At 36.8% G+C, this 19,739-nt stretch carries 13 protein-coding genes and 2 pseudogenes; 5 read left to right on the forward strand and 10 right to left on the reverse strand.

Annotation, left to right across the window (positions count from 1 at the left end):
* Positions 1-26 precede the first annotated feature (26 nt).
* The 4 genes from OLM61_RS15370 to prfB all read right to left on the reverse strand — a co-directional run bounded on the left by OLM61_RS15370 (position 27) and on the right by prfB (position 4,919).
* Positions 27-1,655: an acyl-CoA carboxylase subunit beta gene (locus OLM61_RS15370; protein WP_264523508.1), complete on the reverse strand. Its 1,629-nt coding sequence runs from the start codon at positions 1,653-1,655 to the stop codon at positions 27-29.
* 210 nt (positions 1,656-1,865) lie between these two features.
* Positions 1,866-2,864 (reverse strand): UDP-3-O-(3-hydroxymyristoyl)glucosamine N-acyltransferase, encoded by a 999-nt coding sequence (gene lpxD, locus OLM61_RS15375; protein ID WP_264523509.1) that lies wholly within the window; start codon positions 2,862-2,864, stop codon positions 1,866-1,868.
* Positions 2,865-3,217: 353 nt separating this feature from the next.
* Positions 3,218-3,664, reverse strand: coding sequence for a peptide-methionine (R)-S-oxide reductase MsrB (msrB, locus tag OLM61_RS15380; RefSeq protein ID WP_264523510.1), 447 nt, complete (start codon positions 3,662-3,664; stop codon positions 3,218-3,220).
* 156 nt (positions 3,665-3,820) lie between these two features.
* Positions 3,821-4,919, reverse strand: a protein-coding gene (prfB, locus tag OLM61_RS15385) for a peptide chain release factor 2 (RefSeq protein WP_173966704.1) whose coding sequence is annotated in 2 segments (ribosomal slippage) — positions 3,821-4,855 and positions 4,857-4,919 — 1,098 coding nt in all. Because the reading frame shifts where the segments join, the coding sequence is not laid out codon by codon here.
* 151 nt (positions 4,920-5,070) lie between these two features.
* On the opposite strand from prfB, the pseudogene OLM61_RS15390 reads away from it, so the two are divergent.
* Positions 5,071-6,089, forward strand: a pseudogene (locus OLM61_RS15390) (threonine aldolase family protein).
* 227 nt (positions 6,090-6,316) lie between these two features.
* On the opposite strand, the pseudogene OLM61_RS15395 reads toward OLM61_RS15390, so the two are convergent.
* Positions 6,317-6,636 (reverse strand): annotated as a pseudogene (locus OLM61_RS15395) (YbaB/EbfC family nucleoid-associated protein).
* Between the two features lie 67 nt (positions 6,637-6,703).
* Between OLM61_RS15395 and OLM61_RS15400 the strand changes: the two are divergent.
* From OLM61_RS15400 to OLM61_RS15410, 3 genes are all read left to right on the forward strand, one after another.
* The gene (locus OLM61_RS15400; RefSeq protein ID WP_264523512.1) at positions 6,704-8,839 is read left to right on the forward strand and encodes a S9 family peptidase; all 2,136 of its coding nucleotides are present in this window, start codon (positions 6,704-6,706) and stop codon (positions 8,837-8,839) included.
* A 70-nt stretch (positions 8,840-8,909) separates the two neighbouring features.
* Positions 8,910-9,950 (forward strand): PLP-dependent cysteine synthase family protein, encoded by a 1,041-nt coding sequence (locus OLM61_RS15405; RefSeq protein WP_264523513.1) that lies wholly within the window; start codon positions 8,910-8,912, stop codon positions 9,948-9,950.
* A 382-nt stretch (positions 9,951-10,332) separates the two neighbouring features.
* Positions 10,333-11,235, forward strand: coding sequence for a LamG domain-containing protein (locus tag OLM61_RS15410; protein ID WP_264523514.1), 903 nt, complete (start codon positions 10,333-10,335; stop codon positions 11,233-11,235).
* A gap of 142 nt (positions 11,236-11,377) precedes the next feature.
* Here OLM61_RS15410 and OLM61_RS15415 read toward each other — a convergent pair whose 3' ends face one another.
* Positions 11,378-11,575 (reverse strand): hypothetical protein, encoded by a 198-nt coding sequence (locus tag OLM61_RS15415; RefSeq protein ID WP_264523515.1) that lies wholly within the window; start codon positions 11,573-11,575, stop codon positions 11,378-11,380.
* Positions 11,576-11,748: 173 nt separating this feature from the next.
* Here OLM61_RS15415 and OLM61_RS15420 point away from each other — a divergent pair, with 173 nt between their 5' ends.
* Positions 11,749-12,504: a hypothetical protein gene (locus OLM61_RS15420; protein WP_264523516.1), complete on the forward strand. Its 756-nt coding sequence runs from the start codon at positions 11,749-11,751 to the stop codon at positions 12,502-12,504.
* Positions 12,505-12,595: 91 nt separating this feature from the next.
* Here the strand turns inward: OLM61_RS15420 and OLM61_RS15425 are convergent, their stop codons facing one another.
* The 4 genes from OLM61_RS15425 to OLM61_RS15440 are packed head-to-tail and all read right to left on the reverse strand — an operon-like array spanning position 12,596 to position 19,692.
* On the reverse strand, positions 12,596-13,771 hold the full coding sequence (locus OLM61_RS15425) for a hypothetical protein (protein WP_264523517.1): 1,176 nt from the start codon (positions 13,769-13,771) through the stop codon (positions 12,596-12,598).
* Positions 13,768-14,313, reverse strand: coding sequence for a hypothetical protein (locus OLM61_RS15430; RefSeq protein ID WP_264523518.1), 546 nt, complete (start codon positions 14,311-14,313; stop codon positions 13,768-13,770). The genes OLM61_RS15425 and OLM61_RS15430 overlap by 4 nt, the downstream gene beginning before the upstream one ends.
* Position 14,314: 1 nt before the next feature.
* Entirely contained in the window at positions 14,315-17,209 is a 2,895-nt protein-coding gene (locus OLM61_RS15435) for a fibronectin type III domain-containing protein (protein ID WP_264523519.1), read from the reverse strand.
* Between the two features lie 32 nt (positions 17,210-17,241).
* The gene (locus OLM61_RS15440) at positions 17,242-19,692 is read right to left on the reverse strand and encodes a hypothetical protein (RefSeq protein ID WP_264523520.1); all 2,451 of its coding nucleotides are present in this window, start codon (positions 19,690-19,692) and stop codon (positions 17,242-17,244) included.
* Positions 19,693-19,739: the final 47 nt, after the last annotated feature.

Raw genomic sequence — 19,739 nt, forward strand, 5'->3', positions numbered from 1 at the left:
ACGTATTTATAAGAATGATTGAAAATCTAAACCTGTATCACTCCTAAATTGAATGGTTTTTGAATCGGAGCGTGGTTGGCCGCTTCAATTCCCATAGAAATCCAGGTACGGGTGTCTAATGGGTCAATGATAGCATCAGTCCACAACCTTGAAGCCGCATAATACGGAGAAGTTTGTGCGTCGTAACGCGCTTTTATTTTGTTAAACAATTCGGTTTCCTTTTCTTCGTCTACGATTTCTCCTTTTGCTTTTAGCGAAGAAGCTTCGATTTGAGCAAGCACTTTTGCAGCCTGAGTTCCACCCATAACGGCAAGTTCTGCACTTGGCCAGGCAAAAATTAATCTCGGATCATAAGCTTTTCCACACATTGCGTAGTTTCCGGCTCCGTAAGAGTTTCCAACAATGACAGTAAATTTAGGAACAACCGAATTACTTACTGCATTCACCATTTTAGCACCGTCTTTGATGATTCCGCCATGTTCTGACTTTGATCCTACCATAAAACCGGTAACATCCTGTAAAAAGACTAAAGGTATTTTTTTCTGATTGCAATTGGCAATAAAACGAGTGGCTTTATCAGCACTATCCGAGTAAATTACGCCTCCAAACTGCATTTCTCCTTTCTTCGTTTTTACTACTTTTCTCTGGTTGGCTACAATTCCAACGGCCCAACCGTCAATTCGGGCATATCCCGTGATCAGCGACTGACCGTAACCTTCTTTGTAAGCTTCAAATTCTGAATTGTCAACCAAACGATTGATGATCTCCATCATATCGTATTGCTCGTTTCTTGCTTTTGGCAAAATTCCGTAGATATCTTTAGGTTCCAAGGCAGGTTTTTCGGCTTTGATACGGCTGTAACCAGCTTTGTCAAAATCGCCAATTTTATCTACGATGTTTTTTATTTTTTCAAGGGCATCTTTATCGTCTTTGGCTTTGTAATCGGTAACACCTGAGATTTCGCAGTGTGTTGTGGCACCACCCAGAGTTTCATTGTCGATGGTTTCTCCAATTGCAGCTTTAACCAAATAACTTCCTGCAAGGAAAATACTTCCGGTTTTGTCCACAATTAAAGCCTCGTCACTCATGATAGGCAGGTAGGCACCTCCGGCAACACAGCTTCCCATTACGGCAGCAATTTGAGTGATTCCCATGCTGCTCATTTGGGCATTGTTTCTAAAAATTCTTCCGAAGTGTTCTTTGTCCGGGAAAATTTCATCCTGAAGCGGTAAATAAACACCGGCACTGTCTACTAAATAAATGATGGGTAATCTGTTTTCCATGGCAATTTCCTGTGCACGCAGGTTTTTCTTCCCGGTAATAGGAAACCAGGCACCGGCTTTTACAGTAGCATCATTGGCTACCACAATGCATTGTTTTCCTCTGATGTATCCTATTTTAATGACAACTCCTCCAGACGGACAGCCACCATGTTCCGCATACATTCCTTCTCCAACGAAACCTCCAATCTCAATGCTTTTCGAATTTTCATCCAGCAGGTAGTCAATACGTTCACGTGCGGTCATTTTACCTTCGGCATGTAGCTTTTCAATGCGTTTTTCGCCTCCGCCCAATTTTACTTTGGCAAATTTGTGTTTTAATTCAGAAAGTAGTAATTTATTGTGATCTTCGTTTTTATTGAAGTTTAAATCCATAATATTTTAATGTTTTAACAAAATAGTGTTGGCTAATTTACAAAATCAATTGAAACCCACATAATAAATATCATGCGGATATGAAATAAAATTGAGGTGCTGTTATTCCATATTTAAGTGCCTTTTTAGAAGAAATAAAAGGTGTATTTAAGAAGCGTGCATAAAAAAACCAGAAGCTGTCTTCTGGTTTTTTATCATATATTGTTTGGTTTATTTTTTAGAATCGCCAACCATTCGTTTTAGAATGGCCCATTGTTTTAAAGCGTCACGAGCTTCTACAGCAGGATAGCCTAACATGGTTTTTCCGGCAGCAACATCACAGATAACTCCCGAACCTGCTCCAACTACGGCACCATCGCCAATAGTGGTGTGGTCTTTTATAGAAGCACTTCCTCCAATGATAACACCGTTTCCTAAAGTTACAGAACCGGCAAGACCACTGTTTCCAGCCATGATACAAAATTTACCTAATTTACTATTATGTCCGATTTGTACTAAGTTGTCAATTTTACAGCCGTCTCCCACAATAGTCGAGCTGAATTTCCCACGGTCTACGCAGGTATTGGCACCAATTTCAACGCAGTTTCCGATAATTACATTTCCGATTTGCGGAATTTTTACCAGTCCTTTTTCATTGCAGGGACGGAATCCAAAACCGTCTGCACCAATTGTTGCATTAGGATGAATGATGCAATCGTTACCAATATGACAACGCTCACGTACCACTGTCCCTGACCAGATAATAGTGTTTTTTCCAACAGTCGATTCGTCAAGAATGGTCACGTTTGGATAAATAGTGGCATGAGCACCAATGGTTACTTTTGGACCAATGTAGCAACCGGCACCAATTTTTGCGCCTTCACCAATAATGGCGGTTTCATCGACAGTAGCGGTTTTGTGAATATTAGTGTGAAATATTGGGGTAGGTGGGGCAAAAAGGGCTAAAATTTGTGACATGGCTAAATCGGCATTCTTTACTTTGATGAAGGCACGATTTTCCCCTGGCTCTATTGAAATATCTTCGTTAACTACTGCAATCGATGCATTTGAAGTTGACCAGTATTTTTCATATTTTTTGTTTCCTATAAACGAAATTTCTGAAGTTGTCGCTTTTTCTAGTTGCTCTGTGGCTGTAATGCTTTGCGAAGTAGTGCCGTAGATTACGCCATTGATTACTTCGTTAATTTCTTGAATTGAATAGGATTTCATTTAATGAATGTAATAGATTATAGGGTTAATTTTTCCCAAATAAAATCAATTAGATTTTAATTACCTAATATTATTTTTGGGTTTATTGAAATATGTTTAAAATAATAGCTTAAATATTACAATATTAACATTTTAACAGACGATCTGTTAATGGTCTTTTAGTTTGTGTTAAGGTAGTACTGCTGGTTTTTTGATACGAATGTAGAGGGATTCGATTTGAATTTGGAACTTAAAAATAATAGTAAATTATTGGTAAGTAGTGGTTTACAAATATAATATAAATCTTTTAAAAAAAATGCATGAGGTAAAAAAAAATCGATTCGCTTTGTTGAAAGGAATCGATTTTTATTTTTTTAATCTTTTATTTTAGAAAGAGAAATGGCGTTAATGCAATAGCGCAAACCGCTGGGTTCCGGACCATCAGGAAAGACGTGCCCTAAATGTGCATCACAGGTATTACAGACTACTTCAACGCGGATCATTCCGTACGATTTGTCGGCATGGTATCCAATTGCATTTTCTTTTAAAGGTTGTGTAAAGGAGGGCCAGCCTGTTCCGGATTCAAATTTCTCGGAAGCATCAAAAAGCAAAGTTCCGCAGCATTTACACTCATAGATTCCGGGATCAAACAAACTGCAGAGCTCAGAACTGAAAGATCTTTCAGTGCCTTTCAATCGAGTTACCTGAAATTCTTCCGGTGTTAAAAGCTGTTTCCATTCTTCTTCTGTTTTTTCTATTCGCTTTTCCGGGATCGGATTTCCTTTATTGGTAAAACGAATTACATCTGCCCATTTTATCATAACTGTTTTTTTAAGTTTTCGGTTCTCAGTCTCAGTCTCAGTTTTCAGTCTCAGTCTCAGTCTCAGTATTCAGTTTACTGCGACTGTATACTGTGACTGAAAACTAAGCATTCAGTTTACTGCGACTGAGAACTGTGACTGCAAACTAATAAAAAATTACTCTTCCTCTTTCTGTCCCATCATCATTAGAAATGCTTTCAGGAACGGATCGATGTTACCGTTCATTACGCCGTCAACGTCACTGGTTTCATAGCCTGTACGAACGTCTTTTACCAGTTTATAAGGTTGCATTACATAGTTGCGTATTTGCGAACCCCATTCGATTTTCATTTTTCCGGCTTCGATATCGGCACGTTGAGCCTGCTGTTTTTTCAGCTCGATTTCGTACAACTGCGAACGTAACATTTGCATAGCACGTTGTCGGTTGTCTTGCTGAGACCGCGTTTCGGAACATTGAATCTGAATTCCGGTTGGCTTGTGCACCAATTGTACTTTGGTTTCAACTTTATTTACGTTTTGCCCTCCGGCACCACTTGAACGTGAAGTGGTAATTTCGATATCGGCAGGATTGATGTCAATCTCGATACTGTCGTCTACCAATGGATACACATAAACAGAGGCAAATGAGGTGTGGCGTTTGGCATTACTGTCAAAAGGCGAGATTCGGACTAAACGATGTACTCCGTTTTCTCCTTTTAAATATCCAAAAGAATAATCGCCTTCAAATTCTAAGGTAACGGTTTTGATTCCGGCAACCTCGCCAGCCTGAAAGTTCAGTTCTTTTATTTTGTAACCGTAACTTTCTCCCCACATCATGTACATTCGCATCAGCATTCCGGCCCAGTCGCAACTTTCAGTTCCACCTGCTCCGGCTGTAATTTGCACTACGGCGCTTAAACTGTCGCCTTCATCTGAAAGCATGTTTTTAAACTCAATGTTTTCAATATGTGCCTGAGTGGTGTTGTAATGTTCGTCTAATTCTTCTGCAGAAAGCTCGCCTTCTTTGTAAAAATCATACGCCAGTTGCAATTCATCTGTCAGTTCGATTGCTTTGTTGTAGTCTTCGATCCATTTTTTCTTGTTTCGAAGGTTTTTTACAATAGCTTCGGCTTCTTTTGCATTGTTCCAGAAATCAGGCGCAAAGGTCTTTTCTTCTTCGTTTGCAATTTCGATTAGCTTGGCATCAACGTCAAAGATACCTCCTCAACGCACCAAGGCGCTCCACAATACCTTTTATTTGTTCGGTCGTTGTCATAAATTAATAGTAGTTTTATATGTTTTTTACAAATATTACGTTAATTTGGTTCTGTAGTAATAGGGAAGTTAAAATTTACTGAAACTTACCAAAATTAACTAACAGTAATACGTAATTTTGCTGTACAAAAATAAGATATAGTTTTTAGAATATGGAAATAAATTTAATTAGCGATACCATTACTAAACCAACATATGAAATGTTGCAGTATATGTTTAATGCTCATGTTGGCGATGACGTATACAGGCAGGATCCTACAGTTATCGAATTAGAGACTAGAGTAGCTGAGTTTTTTGGTATGGAAGCCGGGCTTTTTTTTCCGTCTGGAACTATGGCAAATCAAACCGCAATTAAATTACACACCCAACCCGGAGAACAATTGATCGCAGATAAATATGCCCACGTTTATCATTATGAAGGAGGAGGAGTTTCGTTTAACAGCGGGGTTTCCTGTTGTTTGTTAGACGGACATCGCGGGATGATCAATGCGAGTCAGGTTGCTGCGGCAATCAATGATCCCGAGTTTTATCACAGTCCATTAACCAGTTTGGTTTGCGTAGAGAATACCACTAATAAAGGAGGTGGGGCTTGTTATGAATTAGAAGATTTAAGAGAGATAAAAAAAGTTTGCGATGCCAATAATCTGAAATTCCATTTAGACGGAGCCAGGATTTGGAATGCCTTGGTCGCAAAAAGACAAAACCCAAAAGAATTTGGAGCAATTTTCGATACTATTTCGGTTTGTTTGTCTAAAGGATTAGGTGCTCCAATAGGTTCTGTGCTGCTTGGAACCAAAGAAGATATCCGTAGAGCGTTGAGAATAAGGAAGATACTAGGTGGTGGAATGCGTCAGGTAGGTTATTTAGCCGCAGCGGGATTGTTTGCTTTGGCACATAATATCGAACGACTGGCAGAAGATCACAGAAGAGCCAAGGAAATTGCCGCTGTTTTAAGCACGAAATCCTGGGTATCAGCAATAGAGCCGTGGAAACGAACATTTTGATTTTCTCTTTGGCAGAGGGATACAGCGATCAGTTGCTGATTGAAAAGTTAAAACAAAAAAATATCCTCATAAGCTCAATGGGACATAATAAACTTAGAATTGTAACGCATTTAGATTATAAAGAGGTAATGCATACTTATGTGATTGAAACGTTGCAGAAGTTTTAGCGAAAAAGGGGCTAAGGTACTAAGGTTCTGAGATACTAAGGCTTGATTCTAAATGCTACAAGTAAAAAAAAGCTGTCCTTTTAGGACAGCTTTTTTTTGAACCTCAGAACCTCAGAACCTCAGAACCTCAGAACCTCAGAACCTCAGAACCTCAGAACCTCAGAACCTCAGAACCTCAGAACCTCAGAACCTCAGAACCTCAGAACCTCAGAACCTCAGAACCTCCGTTATTTAAAAAGATTATCCATCCTGGAATCATTGGCATATCCATTTTAGCAACGGCATCCAGTTCTCTTTCGTTTACGCTTGTTGCTTTTTCTATTGCTTTATTTAACGTTACAATAAGATAGTCTTCCAGTTGTTCTTTATCTTCTAGTAAAGAGTCGTCAATGCTGATTGATGTTACTTTTCTATTTGCGGTTAATGTTACTTTTAATAATCCGTCAGCGCTTTGTTCATCAATCAAAACGGTGTCTAAACGCTTTTTTGTATCTTCAATTTTTTGTTGGGTTTCTTTAAGTTTACCCATCATTCCCATTAAATCCATTTTTGTTGATTTTTAAATTATTTCATACAAAATTAGTATATTGCTGTATGAAAGCAATAGATATTTTATGAAAAAATTAATTTGGTTCTGTTGTGTTTATAGTATTTTTGCTGCTTCGTATTTAAAAACTAATGCTCAATCAATGCAAAACGATATACTGGCTCCAAAAGCCAAAGAGGTTTCAAAATCATTAAAAAAACATAAAGAGACTAGAGTAGACAATTATTTTTGGTTAAATGACCGCGAAAATCCTGAGGTAATTGATTATCTGAATCAGGAAAATGCCTATTACCAAAATATGACTTCGCATACAAAAGGACTTCAGGAAGATTTGTATGAGGAAATGAAGGGAAGAGTGAAAGAAGACGATTCCTCGGTTCCTTATTTTTATAACGGTTATTTTTATATCACCCGTTTTGAGACAGGACAGGACTATCCAATTTTTGCCAGAAAAAAAGGCAGCCTTTCAGCAGAGGAAGAAATTTTATTCAACTGCAATGAATTGGCAAAAGGACATGCTTACTTTAAATTAGGAGGTTTAAGCATTAGTCCCGACAATAAATTTGCAAGTTTTGGAGTGGATATTGTGGGGAGAAGAATTTACACCATTCAGTTTAAAAACTTAGAGACCGGAGAAATTTTATCGGATAAAATTGAAAATGCAACTGGAGGATCTGTTTGGGCAAATGATAATAAAACCGTTTTTTATACCAAACAGGACGAAGTAACTTTAAGAGCGGATAAAATTTTCAGACACAAATTAAATACAGATTCGGCGACCGATGTTTTGGTTTTTAATGAAACCGATGATACCTTCAATGTTTCGGTTAGTAAAGAGAAATCAAGAAAATATATTGTAATTGGTTCCGGAAGTACTCTAACAACGGAATACAGAATTTTAAATTCAGATAATCCCGACGGAGAGTTTGAAGTGTTTCAGACACGTGTTCGCGGGCTGGAGTACAGTATTTCACATTTTGAAGACTCCTTTTATATTTTAACGAATAAAGACAAGGCGACGAACTTCAAGTTAATGAAAACGCCTGAAAACAAAACAGGAAAAAGAAATTGGGTAGACCTTATTCCGCATCGTGAAGATGTTTTATTAGAAGATATTGAAATTTTTAAAAACTATTTGGTTGTAGAAGAACGCTCCAATGGTTTGAACCACATTCGCATTATGCCGTGGAATGGTGAACCGGATTATTACCTTCCTTTTGGAAGCGAAACCTATAATGCCTACACGACAACAAATGTTGATTTTGATACCGATGTTTTGCGCTACAGCTATCAATCGCTGGCAACACCATCTTCGGTAATCGACTTTAATATGAAGACTAAAGCAAAGGAGGTTTTAAAAGAACAACAGGTTTTAGGAGGAAAATTTGATAAAGAAAATTACATCGAAGAACGTGTGTGGGCAACAGCCAGAGACGGTGTTAAGGTGCCAATTTCGATGATTTATAGAAAAGGACTCGAGAAGAATGGTAAAAACCCATTACTTCTTTATGCTTATGGTTCGTATGGAATTACAATGGATACCTATTTTTCTTCTACAAGACTTTCATTGCTGGATCGTGGTTTTGTTTATGCAATTGCCCATATCAGAGGGGGAGAAGACTTAGGAAGACAATGGTATGAGGATGGAAAACTGTTAAAAAAGAAAAATACCTTTACAGATTTCATCGATTGCTCTAAATTTGTCATTAACGAAAAATACACTTCTTCTAAACATTTGTACGCAGAAGGAGGATCAGCCGGAGGACTTTTGATGGGGGTTATCGTAAATGAAGCACCCGAATTGTACAACGGAGTGATCGCTCAGGTGCCTTTTGTAGATGTTATTACCACAATGCTGGATGACAGTATTCCGTTGACAACAGGAGAATATGATGAATGGGGAAATCCCAACAATAAAAAATATTACGATTATATGTTGTCGTATTCACCGTACGATAATGTAAAAGCACAAAATTATCCAAATATGTACGTTTCAACCGGATTACATGATTCGCAGGTACAGTATTGGGAACCTGCCAAGTGGGTAGCCAAATTAAGAAACTTGAAAACAAATAACAATTTATTGTTTTTAGATACCAATATGGATGCCGGACATGGCGGAGCTTCAGGGCGCTTTGAAGCCCTAAAAGACTTAGCAAAAGAATTTAGTTTTTTATTAGATTTAGAAAAAATTAAAAGCTAATTAGAAATTTTTTGTTAAATTTGCAACCTATCAAGGTTATTTTAAAATGCCTTTGATTAACTATTTTTTTATGAAAGAAGAAATAAACGCTTATAATAATGTTTTAGAATTAATAGGTAATACCCCGCTTATTAAGCTAAATAAAATCACCGAAGAGTTAGAAGGAAATTTCTACGCAAAGGTAGAAGCTTTTAATCCAGGACATTCCTCAAAAGATAGAATAGCGTTATACATTATTGAAGAGGCTGAAAAAAGAGGGATTCTATCACCAGGTGATACCATCATTGAAACGACATCCGGTAACACAGGTTTTAGTTTAGCTATGGTAAGCATTATAAAAGGTTATAATTGTATTCTGGCCGTAAGTTCAAAATCATCCAAAGATAAAATTGACATGTTGAGAAGTTTAGGTGCCAAGGTATATGTTTGCCCGGCCCACGTTTCAGCAGATGACGAGAGATCTTACTATAATGTAGCAAAACGTTTACATGAAGAAACAAAAGGCTCTGTATACATCAATCAGTATTTTAATCAGTTGAATATTGATGCACATTACAACTCTACAGGACCAGAAATCTGGGAACAGACAAAAGGAAAAATAACACATCTTATTGCCTGCAGCGGAACAGGAGGAACGATCTCAGGAACTGCAAAATTCTTAAAAGAACAAAATCCGAATATCAGAATTTTAGGTGTAGATGCTTTTGGATCGGTGTTAAAGAAATACCATGAAACAAAAGAATTTGATAGCAAAGAAATTTATCCGTACCGTATTGAAGGTTTAGGTAAAAACTTAATTCCTTCGGCTACTGACTTTGATATCATTGATAAGTTCATGAAAGTGACAGATGAGGAAAGTGCTCACTCTGCCAGAGAGATCACCAGAAAAGAAGGTTTGTTTGTAGGATATACTTCAGGAGCAGTAATGCAGGCGATCAAACAATATGCAGAAGAAGGCGAGTTTACAAAAGACAGTAATATCATTGCCATTTTTCCGGATCACGGTTCTCGTTATATGAGTAAAGTATTCAGTGATGACTGGATGAACGAACAAGGGTTCTTTGACAGTGTCAATGAAGAAGAAGTTCAAAAAATTGAATTTGTAAAGTAGTACATTAAACTGCTTTCTTACTATAACAACTCCATTCGTTTTACGGATGGAGTTTTTTTATGCCTGAATTTGTTTTAAACGGCTGATTTTAACTTTTTTATCGCTTTATAAGTGTTTGTGTAGAATGTTAATTTTTCTTCTTTTGTTGTAAATGATTTTATTATTTGTAGTAATTATATGATTTATTTATGATAAGTTTATATTTTTAACAAAATAAAGTGAAGTATAAGTAAATGTAATTATAGGTTTTAAATCATCAATTTTGGTTATTTAACGGTTATTTTGGTCCGTTGTCGAATAAATTTCCGTCCATATGCATAATAATTTAGTTTAGAGGCATTAGAACGACACTTTGTTTTTTTAATCCCTAAACCTACCTATTATGAAAAAATTACTACTTACTTTGATGTTTGTTAGTTATTTGAATACTAATGCTCAGAATCCAATACAGGAATTTAATTTTAATGCTACTTTAAACAATACCGCCAATACCGCTTCTTTTGTCGGAGCTGCAAATTTTGTTGCAGATCGGGCAGGAGTGGCCAAAAGTGCGCAACGTCTCACCAATAAAGCTCTGGAAGCTGTTGTTGAGAATCTTCCTCAGGGCAATAGCGCCAGATCTGTAAGCATCTGGGTAAAACTAAACGATATTGCATCGGCAAATTATATATGGGGTTACGGAACAGCTTATAATGCACAGTATTTCGGATTGTTGCAGCAAGGTACGGCTTCGTCTAATTCTGATTTAAGTTTAGCAGGCTGGGGTGCTTCCAATGACGTGATCGTTTCTACTCCGCTTGCCAAAGACAGCTGGTATCAATATACAATAACGTATGATGGAAAGACAGCTAAAATATACCGCAACGGTGTTTTGTTAAAAGCCGCAGAAGGGATTAGCCGCTCTACAAAAGGAAATATTTTCAGATTGGGGGAAATAAACACCACCGTGGGTATCAACGCTGATATAGACGATTTAAAAATTTATGATGTTGCGATGACCAGCGAACAGGTTGAAGCTTCTTACGAGAGCTCAAAAGCAATTACTCCTGTTGTAGCAAATGCTGAAACTGTTGCTGTTTCAAAGACAGTAAAAAATACAGCGGTAAAAATTAAGGTTGTACCAACTGCCAGTCCGGCAATGGGGGATTCGAATAAAGTTTTAAAAAATGTTGAGGTATTCTCACAAGGGCAAAAAATTCTGGGAAGCAGCAATACGATCAATATTAATGATCTGCCTGAAGGGACTTATTTGTTGAAAATTACCAATATGCCTCCAAAAAAATAACTTAAAATTAGAGACAAGGTTTTGGTTAATAGGAAATTGTCAATTAGTTTTTATTTTTTCACCGTTGCTTAACAGCAATAAATTTTTTGAATAGTGAGAGAGCCTTCCGAAGTTTAACTAAAGAAGGCTTTTTGATTTTTTACTATTGCTTTTTTTGCTGTCCCGGAGCATAAGCTTTGGCACTTTTGCTTCCTGACATTTTTTTGGCTTGTCCCGGTGGGATTTTTCCCGAACCAGAAGCAGTACTGTGCGTATGAACTGTGCAGCTGATCACACTGAGGATTACAAATACAATAACCAAAAGTATTACTGCGTATTTGGTGTATTTTGATGTTTTCATTGTTTTATTTTTTTGTAAATATAGCAGATAATTTGCATCCAATCTTATTTTTTGAAATCGATATGGAGGCAAAGAGCGAATTTTTTTTTAGACTCTTCCCAACCTTTTGATGTAAAATGTACTCTATAGAAGTATAATCATTGTTGCATGATTTTAACTAAAAAGAGTATAGTATGAAAAAGAAATTCACTTTAGAAATAGCCAACCCTTGTTCTGAAAATTTTGACCAGATGATTCCTAATGCACAAGGTTCGTTTTGCAGTTCCTGTGCCAAGAATGTAATTGATTTAAGCAGAAAGACAAACGCTGAAGTGGCCCGATTCGTTGCCAACAATAAAGACCAGAATATTTGTGCCCGTTTGAAAACAACGCAGTTGGAAGAGGAGTTTACACAACATGAAATTTCCAAAATCAATACGCTGAAGTATGCGGCAGTTGCAGCTTCAATTCTGTTAGCATCAAATGTTACAGGACAGGAGAAATCACCGGTTCAAACGGAAGTAAATGTACCGGTACCCAATCACGCTATTATGGGGAAGATAGCTGTTAATCAAACTGCCGAGCAGGAAATTTTGATTACGATTAAAGGAAAGTTGCTAGATGCCAAAACAAACAGGCCTTTAAGTGGTAAAGTCTATCCAGATTTGACGCTTAGTATCAATGACGCCCAACCTGCGATGCAAATAAATCCAAAAACGGGTGAGTTTTCTATTTCGTCAATGGTTTCTAAAAATAGTGAAGCCCTCATGATCACAATCAAAAGTGGTGATTATTATTTATCCAAAACGATCCCCTTTGATATAAAAAATGTCAAAAAGAATGTTTTGCTGCAAAATATCATCATAAATACCGAAGAGCTGATTAAAGTGTACATTGCCGGAGGATTAGGGATTATTTATACAGAGAAAAAAGTGATTAAAGAGAATTGATTGATTTGTTGTTTTTTGAATAAAAAAAGCTCTGGATTTCCAGAGCTTTTTGTGTTTATTGAAAGTAAATGTTTTGAGAAATAGCGGAGAGTTAATTTTCAAGATATTTAGCAAACAATGTTTTGTCATTTTTGTACAAGTCATAAAGTTTACTGATATTTAATACATCCAAATTACCTCTTGTGTTTTTGTATAAAATATCTTGTTTTTGTGATTCAGGGGCATTCATAGAAGGGGATAAATCACCGAAAATTTGAAGATTTAGATTTTCGAATAAAAAAATAACTTCTGAGATTTGTTTAGACGAAACATCTAATGTACTATCTAATAACTGCGTTTTAATAGTTGATTTACCAGTAGAGTTAATTAAATTATACTTTATTACGGAATAATTTTGACCATTATAATCAATATCAAACTTTGCTTTTAAATAAATAGAATCAGTTGGATTCTTTTTGATGTTAGAAATGATACTAATATTCTTTGCCTGATCGTCTTTATCAAAAGTATTTATTTTAGCACTTTTAAAAACAGAAGTGAAATTTATATTTTTACTTACGTCTAAAACAGTATTGTCATCACAATTATTGTTATCTGTCATAGTAAAAAATCGCTGGTTAACATCATCAAAACTCCAGGTTTGGGTTTGATCGTATAATTTATTGATATCTAAGAAATTGTTAGTACTTAATGTTTTTTGAATAAGATTATTCATTAAGGGATTATTTGTTTTCTGCCCATTTATTAATTGCAAAATTCTACAGGATCTGAAAGTCCACAAGATATCAGTTATTTTTTGTTGGTTTGCCAGATTATAGACGTACCATTTGTTATCTTTTTTTATGCAAGAAAGTAAGGTCGGAAACTTAAAATCGATTCCATCTAAATCAGCAATAAAGTTTATATAACACATCTCAAAACCTTCAAGTTTGTATGAGAGCTTATGCAAAAAAACTACTTTGCTTTTTTCTTTATTTAGTTTTTTTAAAGTACTAAAATGTTTTTCTTCGTTAGGACTAAAACTTTTTTCTTCAAGATAATTATTTTTTAGCCAGTCATTGTTTGCAGCAAAAAAGTAAGACTGGACTAATCCTTCTACAGTTGATCTGTCTACTTTTGTAATATCATCAATTTTGTATTTAAAATTATCTGTAGAATTATAGATATGAAAATCGACCGCATTGTCTCCTGAATATTCTAAAACCAGATTTTGTCCATTTCCAGTTGTGAAGAAAAGAATAATTAAAAGAGTTACATACTTTTTCATTTTGATTTGTTTTTTAATATTAATAAGATTAGGATAAGCGGAATGAGTGAAAGATTAAAATACAAGTTCGCAACAGCATTCATCTTTTCAGAGCTTAAATATTTTTTGTCTTCTAAAAAGGCAATACCATTGATGCTATTTTTTAAGACGTTTATTTTTTCTACCTTTTGATGATAAAAGCTATCTAATACATTTGAATTTACGTACTTACAAGTAATCTCCTGTTTAGTTTTGGAGTGTAACAAATGCCCTCTGATTATAGTGTAATCCTTGAAAGTTGCGGATGATCCCTGATTTGAAGTTGTCTGAGTTTCAATATAGGCGGTATCAACTACAAAAATATCATCTTTCAAATATTCTTCAGGATTGCACAATGCGATATAATTTTCATAATTTTCCTGAAAGTTTTTTTTGATATTTCCTTCAATAAGTCCATGTACGGCCATTGTAGTGGTAACAATAACCGAAACAAGCAGATGTATTAATAATATGATCTTAATGATCTTATATTCTTTAAAAAAAATATTATTTTTTATTTTCATTTTAATTAAATTTTATAGTGTGTTCGTATTTGCCCCATTCGTGTGACCAGCTTAGGCCAAAGATATCAAATTTTGTAATTGGGTTAATTTCAAGAGGAATTCCATCTTCTACCAAAGGAAATGAACTCTTCCATTTTTTAAAATTAAATTCATATAATTTCGCTTTTGCTGAAGATTTAGCAGAAGCTTCTCCCGAAATACCCGGTACCTTTATTACGAATTTTGGGTTAAGTCCAACAGTTCCCTCAATCGCAAAAGTAGAAGGATGACCATAGGTCCAGGTTGAAGTTCGCATTTGAGGATTATCAACCCAATCTCTTGTTGTATTAGTCATTCCAATAGTAGCTGAGGTTTGGGCACCTACAAACCAGTATAAACCAAATTCAACCTTAATTTTGTGTCCAAAAAGCATTCTGTCAATTGAAGGTATAGCACATCCTGGTACAGGCGCTTCGTAACCAATTTTAGCTCCTACTTCAAGTTTTGTGACACTTTCCGTCTCTTTATAGTAAAGTCTGCTTGTTTCCGCTTCTTTATTTTGAATGGTATTTTGATAAGATACATCATATAAGATTCCTTTATCTCCCTCTCCTTTCGGACGATCTCTTCTATTGTAAACTCTGGTACCCAGATAATGTGCCAGCTTCTCTAAGGTTTTCTTAAATTCGGCAATTTTTGATCCTTCAACCGCTAATGTATTAGAACTGTAATTGTGGTCAACCCATTTTACGTAAACATATTTATCTGTTGGATTTGGGGATCCTGCTGTAGAAGTTACATTAGTAAGCTCGTCTTTTTCTGAAATATTTTTAACAAATTGTTTCTTACCTGTAAAGGCTGGGAAAGGAGTACCATTTACAGTCCATTTTATAGACTCTTTATCAACTAATTTTTCAGCATAATTTGGATTGTTTACAAGTAAAAAAGTGGTTTCCTTTTTTTCATTTAGTAGAGAAGCCTTGTTTACATAATATAGAGTCATTCCAGTTTTGGCAACTCTTTTAGGTTCATCTTTACTATTTAAACCTATAGCGTAAAGTTCTTTTGAACTGAAGGGTTTTCCTTCTTTTTTGGGTTCAGTAGTATTAGAGTTTTCAGTTGGCTTAGGAGTATCATTTGTATTGTTTGATGGAACTGGGGTGCCTCCCGTTGGATTTGTTGGGGTATTTGTCACTGGTGGAGTTGTCACATTTGTAACTGGCGGAGTTGCTACATTTGTTGGATTTGGAACAACAGTTGGATCTTGACCAGGATTAGTTGGTACTTCAGCTATTTGAGTTACCTCAGGTTGAGTGATTTCTTTTTGAAGTTCTACGGATTCCTTTTCTAAAGCAGCTGCAATATCATCAGCCAATTTATCAACATCCAAAAAATTATCCCAGTTACCGGCATCATAACCGGCTACGATTTCTCCTGAGATTAATTTAAAATCGGTATTGACACCAATGTTGTCAAAGGTGATTTTGATTCGGGTATTTTCGCTCAGGTTCCATTTTGTGTTGCCTTCTCCGTCTTTTGGACTTAGGGCTTCAGCGGCATCAATCAGTTTTCTGAATTTTTCTAAGAAAGGCAAGGTCACATAACCGTCTCCCGAGAAGTTACCATTGCTTCCCGTAGCATGTAGGACTACAATAGGGAAGTCTCCCGCTGCGATTACATCATTCGGGAAAAGTTCCGGAAGCGGTGTTTGGTTCGCTAAATCGTTAGGGTCTGGTTTGATACCACAGCCGGTAAAGGCAATTTCGTCTTTGGCGATGGTGGTGAATTCAAATATCGTACTGTTAACGTATTTGCCCACGTCACAAGAGGATCCTACGGTATATTCGTAGGTGGTGTTGGGTTTTAAGTTGCTAAGGGTAATATTTTCTCTTGGTGTTACGGCTTTATACCATTCCGAACCGGCGTTTTTCTCGCGATAGCTTACCTGATAATCAAAGTTGTCGATGTTACCGCTCCAGCTTATTTTGGCCTGATCCTGACTGATGCCCGAAGTGGCAATGGCCAATGGCGAGGTACAAAATACTTCGTAAGTAAAAGCGAATATCTCGGTATAACCGTTGTTCTTGAACACTCCAATTTCTTCGGCTCCATAAATGGCTTTTGCCTTTATACGCCACGCATATTTTTTACCGGGAATCAGTTGAGGTTCGCTCATCCCATATTGCAGGGTGGTCATTTTGGTCGTGGTGGTGTACAACGGCGGCGAATATGCAAAGGCATTTTGAACCGGGGTATAATTGTCCCAGATTTCAACTAATGAAAATTCGTATTCTACATTACTAACATTGATGCTTCGCGGTGTCCAGCTAAATACAATGTTCTGAATGTTTTGCTGCATGATCGAAGCATTGTTCAAAGGCAGGTTCAGGAAAGGAGGATCGTTTTGAAAAATAACCGTAGTGGAACCTGTTTTTTTAGACAGTTTTTTTCCTGTTGCAAAGTCATATACTTCTACATAAAGGTTGTAAATACCTTCGGGTAGGGGCTGCGCATATTGATTTGGATTTAATCCCAATAGGTTCTGGTACTGAAAGTAGGGGGCCAGATCAACATTAGTCAGCTGTAGCGGAAATCCTCCTTCGAGATACAAGGGTCTGGATCCAACAACAAAGTCGTTGGTGGTAAAAGAAATTCCATTGCCGTGAAGGTAAAGTTTCAATCGTACCTGACGGTTTGAGATGGTTAAATCGTTTAGTACCAATTGAATTTTTATGGGACTGTTTATGGTAGTCGCATCGGCGTATTTACTCAGATAAATAGGCGAGGGCTGCGTAATTTGGGTGTTGACCGAAATTGGAAAGGTTTGTGCATGACTTTCGAAGCCCGTCAGGGAACACAGCAGCAACAGCAATAGGTATAGTTTTTTCAGCATTTTGGGTAATTGAGGTTTATCCATTTTTTGTCAGGTTAGTATTCGTATTGAATCCTTTATTTTTGAATATGATTAAGATCGATTTCATCAGTTTTTGCATTTTTAAGGGCGATTTCATGATAAAACGGGATCATTTTGACTTCGATATCAGCTATTATTTCAGGGCCGGATTTTTTGTCTTTTATTGCTTTAAAAGCTTCTCCCACTTGCTCTGCGCTAAAAACGACCGCGGTTGGATTTTGCTGTATTTCGGCAGCCGGCAGTTTGGCCAATGCCGAAATTTCTTTTAACATCCATCGGTGGCGGGTTAACTGATCGCGGTTGCTGTTGCTTCTTTCTACCAGTTTGAGATACGATTTGTGCGCTGTTTTGTCGGTAATAGCTGCTTCATCTACACCGTGTAGTTTATGGCTGTTTACTCTTCCTATAGCGGCAACATAAGCGTTTTCAAGACTTTCGTCTTTGTTTTTCATTTCTGATTCCAGTTTTCTGGCTGCTTCCGAAAGGTAGTTGTTGTATTTTTTTACGTTTTCGGCTTCTGTTTGGTAGGTTTCCAGATAATCTAAAACTTTTTCTTTAAACTGTTTGTCGTCAGAGGCAAGGGTAGCCTGTGTGAGTAAATGCTCTAAATTTGTGCTTTCATCTTCCGGTAATGGGTTTAGAGCCAATTGCATTTCTTTGAGCTGGGCCGTAATTTGATCACGTGTTCCTTCCAAAGCTTTTCCGTTAAGGTTTATTTTCAGGATAGGAGTAAGGTTCATGTCTTCCTCGGTTCTTGGCTCTCTTTTCGGACGCATTTTGATTTTGTCGAAAGAGTAGGTATAAGAAAGGGTAGCCGTCAGATCGTTATTTTTGCCCGTGGCTGTTTTGTTGAATAAGGTGATGACACTCATGTTGAAATTGTGTTTTTCAAGATAAATGTAAGATCCGTTCAATCTGAAATTGAAGATGTCGTTTTGCTTTTCGCCATTGTTATAACTGGTGTTGTAACTGGTCGAAGCAGTGGCGTTGAGTTTTTTCTCCAAAAACAATTTGGAAGCTCCGACGGTTGGTCCGATAATAAAATTCTTTCCACCATCCGTTTGTCCGTAAGTGTTGTTTATGGAACCGTTGAAGCTTAAATCTTTTTGCGGATAACCAAGAGAATAGGTAAGGGCAGAGTTGTAATAGGTCGAAGCTCCACCTGCAACTGCTTTTCCTTGTTGCTGGTTTACGGCATCCTGCATCGAGAAATTGGCGCTTATGGCTTTCTTTAGCTGTTTGTCGCTTCTTAATAAATAATTTACCGTCAGTCCCAGGTTTTGATTGACCTGTCTGAAATTCAAGGTGTCTAAGTAATCATAATTGGAAACCTGATTGATGTAATCGAACTGATTACGACTGTTGGTGTACGATTGAAAGTTAGAGTAGTTCAGGTTAAAGTTTAATTTTTGGTTTGGTCTGAAATCGGCATTAACAGAGGATACCAAACGTTTCATCTGGCTTTCTTTCTGTTTCTCTAAATTGTCTTTCTGAAGACCTAAGTTTAAGGCAAGCGATACTTTGTCTTTGAACAGATTTTGCGTGGCATTAACAGTAATGTTTTCTAAGTCATTATTAAAATAGTATCCTCCAAAGGTTCTGTAGTTCGGATCAATACGTTCGTAACCTAACCCTAAAGTACCTTTTCCGGCCGGGTAAGCCAGCTGTCCTTTGAAGGCGCTGTAACTTGTGGTAGTACTATTTCGGCCCAATAAGAAAGAGGAAACTCCTTTTGCTTTTCCAGCTTGTACCACTCTCAAATCTTCCGTAATACTGCTGTTGGCGTATTCGGTAGAAACCTGTAGTTTTTTAAAAAGTTTAAAATTGGTTTCAAAACTAATAGCAGCATTTTCCTTTGGCGTGACATCCAATTCAAATGGTACGGGATTGTTTAAAGAGTTGATTTGATCTCTGGCTTTAAACAAGGTAAGTCCAAGGGTGATTTTTTCTAAAGCATAAGCCGTTTTAAAACCATAACCGAATCTTTTGTAAGCCGGCAGGATATCCGGATAAGCGGAATCAAATTCGTTACTTTTTAACAGTCGTCCGTACATGGCGCTGATTTTAAATTTTCCCTGTGGTGTCAAATCCACTCCAAAACCGGAAAACTGATGACCGCTCAGGGTGTAAGGAGAGAAGTTCATGCTTACGTCTCCAATATGGGCTGTAATCCATTTATAAGAAGGATGTATGCTCAAACGATTCATTAAAACGGGTTTGTTGTACCCGAATTTTTGATTGGTATAGGAGAAAGAAAGCGGAATGTTGTACAGGTTCGCAATGTTGAAATTGATGTTTCCGTTCAAAAAGTAACTAAAGGGTTCTCTTGCTGCATTTCCGGAATAGAATACGGTATTGGCAGATGCACCACCACTGACATTTATTAGCTTGGCTTTGCCTAGTTCCTGCACATTAAAGTTTTGCGAAAAACCAAAAGCAGCTGTAAAAAGCAGTAGTGTAATTAAAATTATTTTCTTTAAAATCATTCTTTAAGGGTATGGAAATCAGGATTGTTGTTTCCTGATTTCCATTA

This window comes from Flavobacterium sp. N502536 (assembly GCF_025947345.1).
In the GTDB taxonomy this organism is placed as follows: Bacteria; Bacteroidota; Bacteroidia; order Flavobacteriales; family Flavobacteriaceae; genus Flavobacterium.

Coding starts and splice junctions, on each gene's coding strand:
- OLM61_RS15370 (WP_264523508.1), bottom strand. CDS start 1,655: ATGGATTTAAACTTCAATAAAAACGAAGATCACAATAAATTACTACTT.
- lpxD (WP_264523509.1), bottom strand. CDS start 2,864: ATGAAATCCTATTCAATTCAAGAAATTAACGAAGTAATCAATGGCGTA.
- msrB (WP_264523510.1), bottom strand. CDS start 3,664: ATGATAAAATGGGCAGATGTAATTCGTTTTACCAATAAAGGAAATCCG.
- OLM61_RS15400 (WP_264523512.1), top strand. CDS start 6,704: ATGAAAAAATTAATTTGGTTCTGTTGTGTTTATAGTATTTTTGCTGCT.
- OLM61_RS15405 (WP_264523513.1), top strand. CDS start 8,910: ATGAAAGAAGAAATAAACGCTTATAATAATGTTTTAGAATTAATAGGT.
- OLM61_RS15410 (WP_264523514.1), top strand. CDS start 10,333: ATGAAAAAATTACTACTTACTTTGATGTTTGTTAGTTATTTGAATACT.
- OLM61_RS15415 (WP_264523515.1), bottom strand. CDS start 11,575: ATGAAAACATCAAAATACACCAAATACGCAGTAATACTTTTGGTTATT.
- OLM61_RS15420 (WP_264523516.1), top strand. CDS start 11,749: ATGAAAAAGAAATTCACTTTAGAAATAGCCAACCCTTGTTCTGAAAAT.
- OLM61_RS15425 (WP_264523517.1), bottom strand. CDS start 13,771: ATGAAAAAGTATGTAACTCTTTTAATTATTCTTTTCTTCACAACTGGA.
- OLM61_RS15430 (WP_264523518.1), bottom strand. CDS start 14,313: ATGAAAATAAAAAATAATATTTTTTTTAAAGAATATAAGATCATTAAG.
- OLM61_RS15435 (WP_264523519.1), bottom strand. CDS start 17,209: ATGGATAAACCTCAATTACCCAAAATGCTGAAAAAACTATACCTATTG.
- OLM61_RS15440 (WP_264523520.1), bottom strand. CDS start 19,692: ATGATTTTAAAGAAAATAATTTTAATTACACTACTGCTTTTTACAGCT.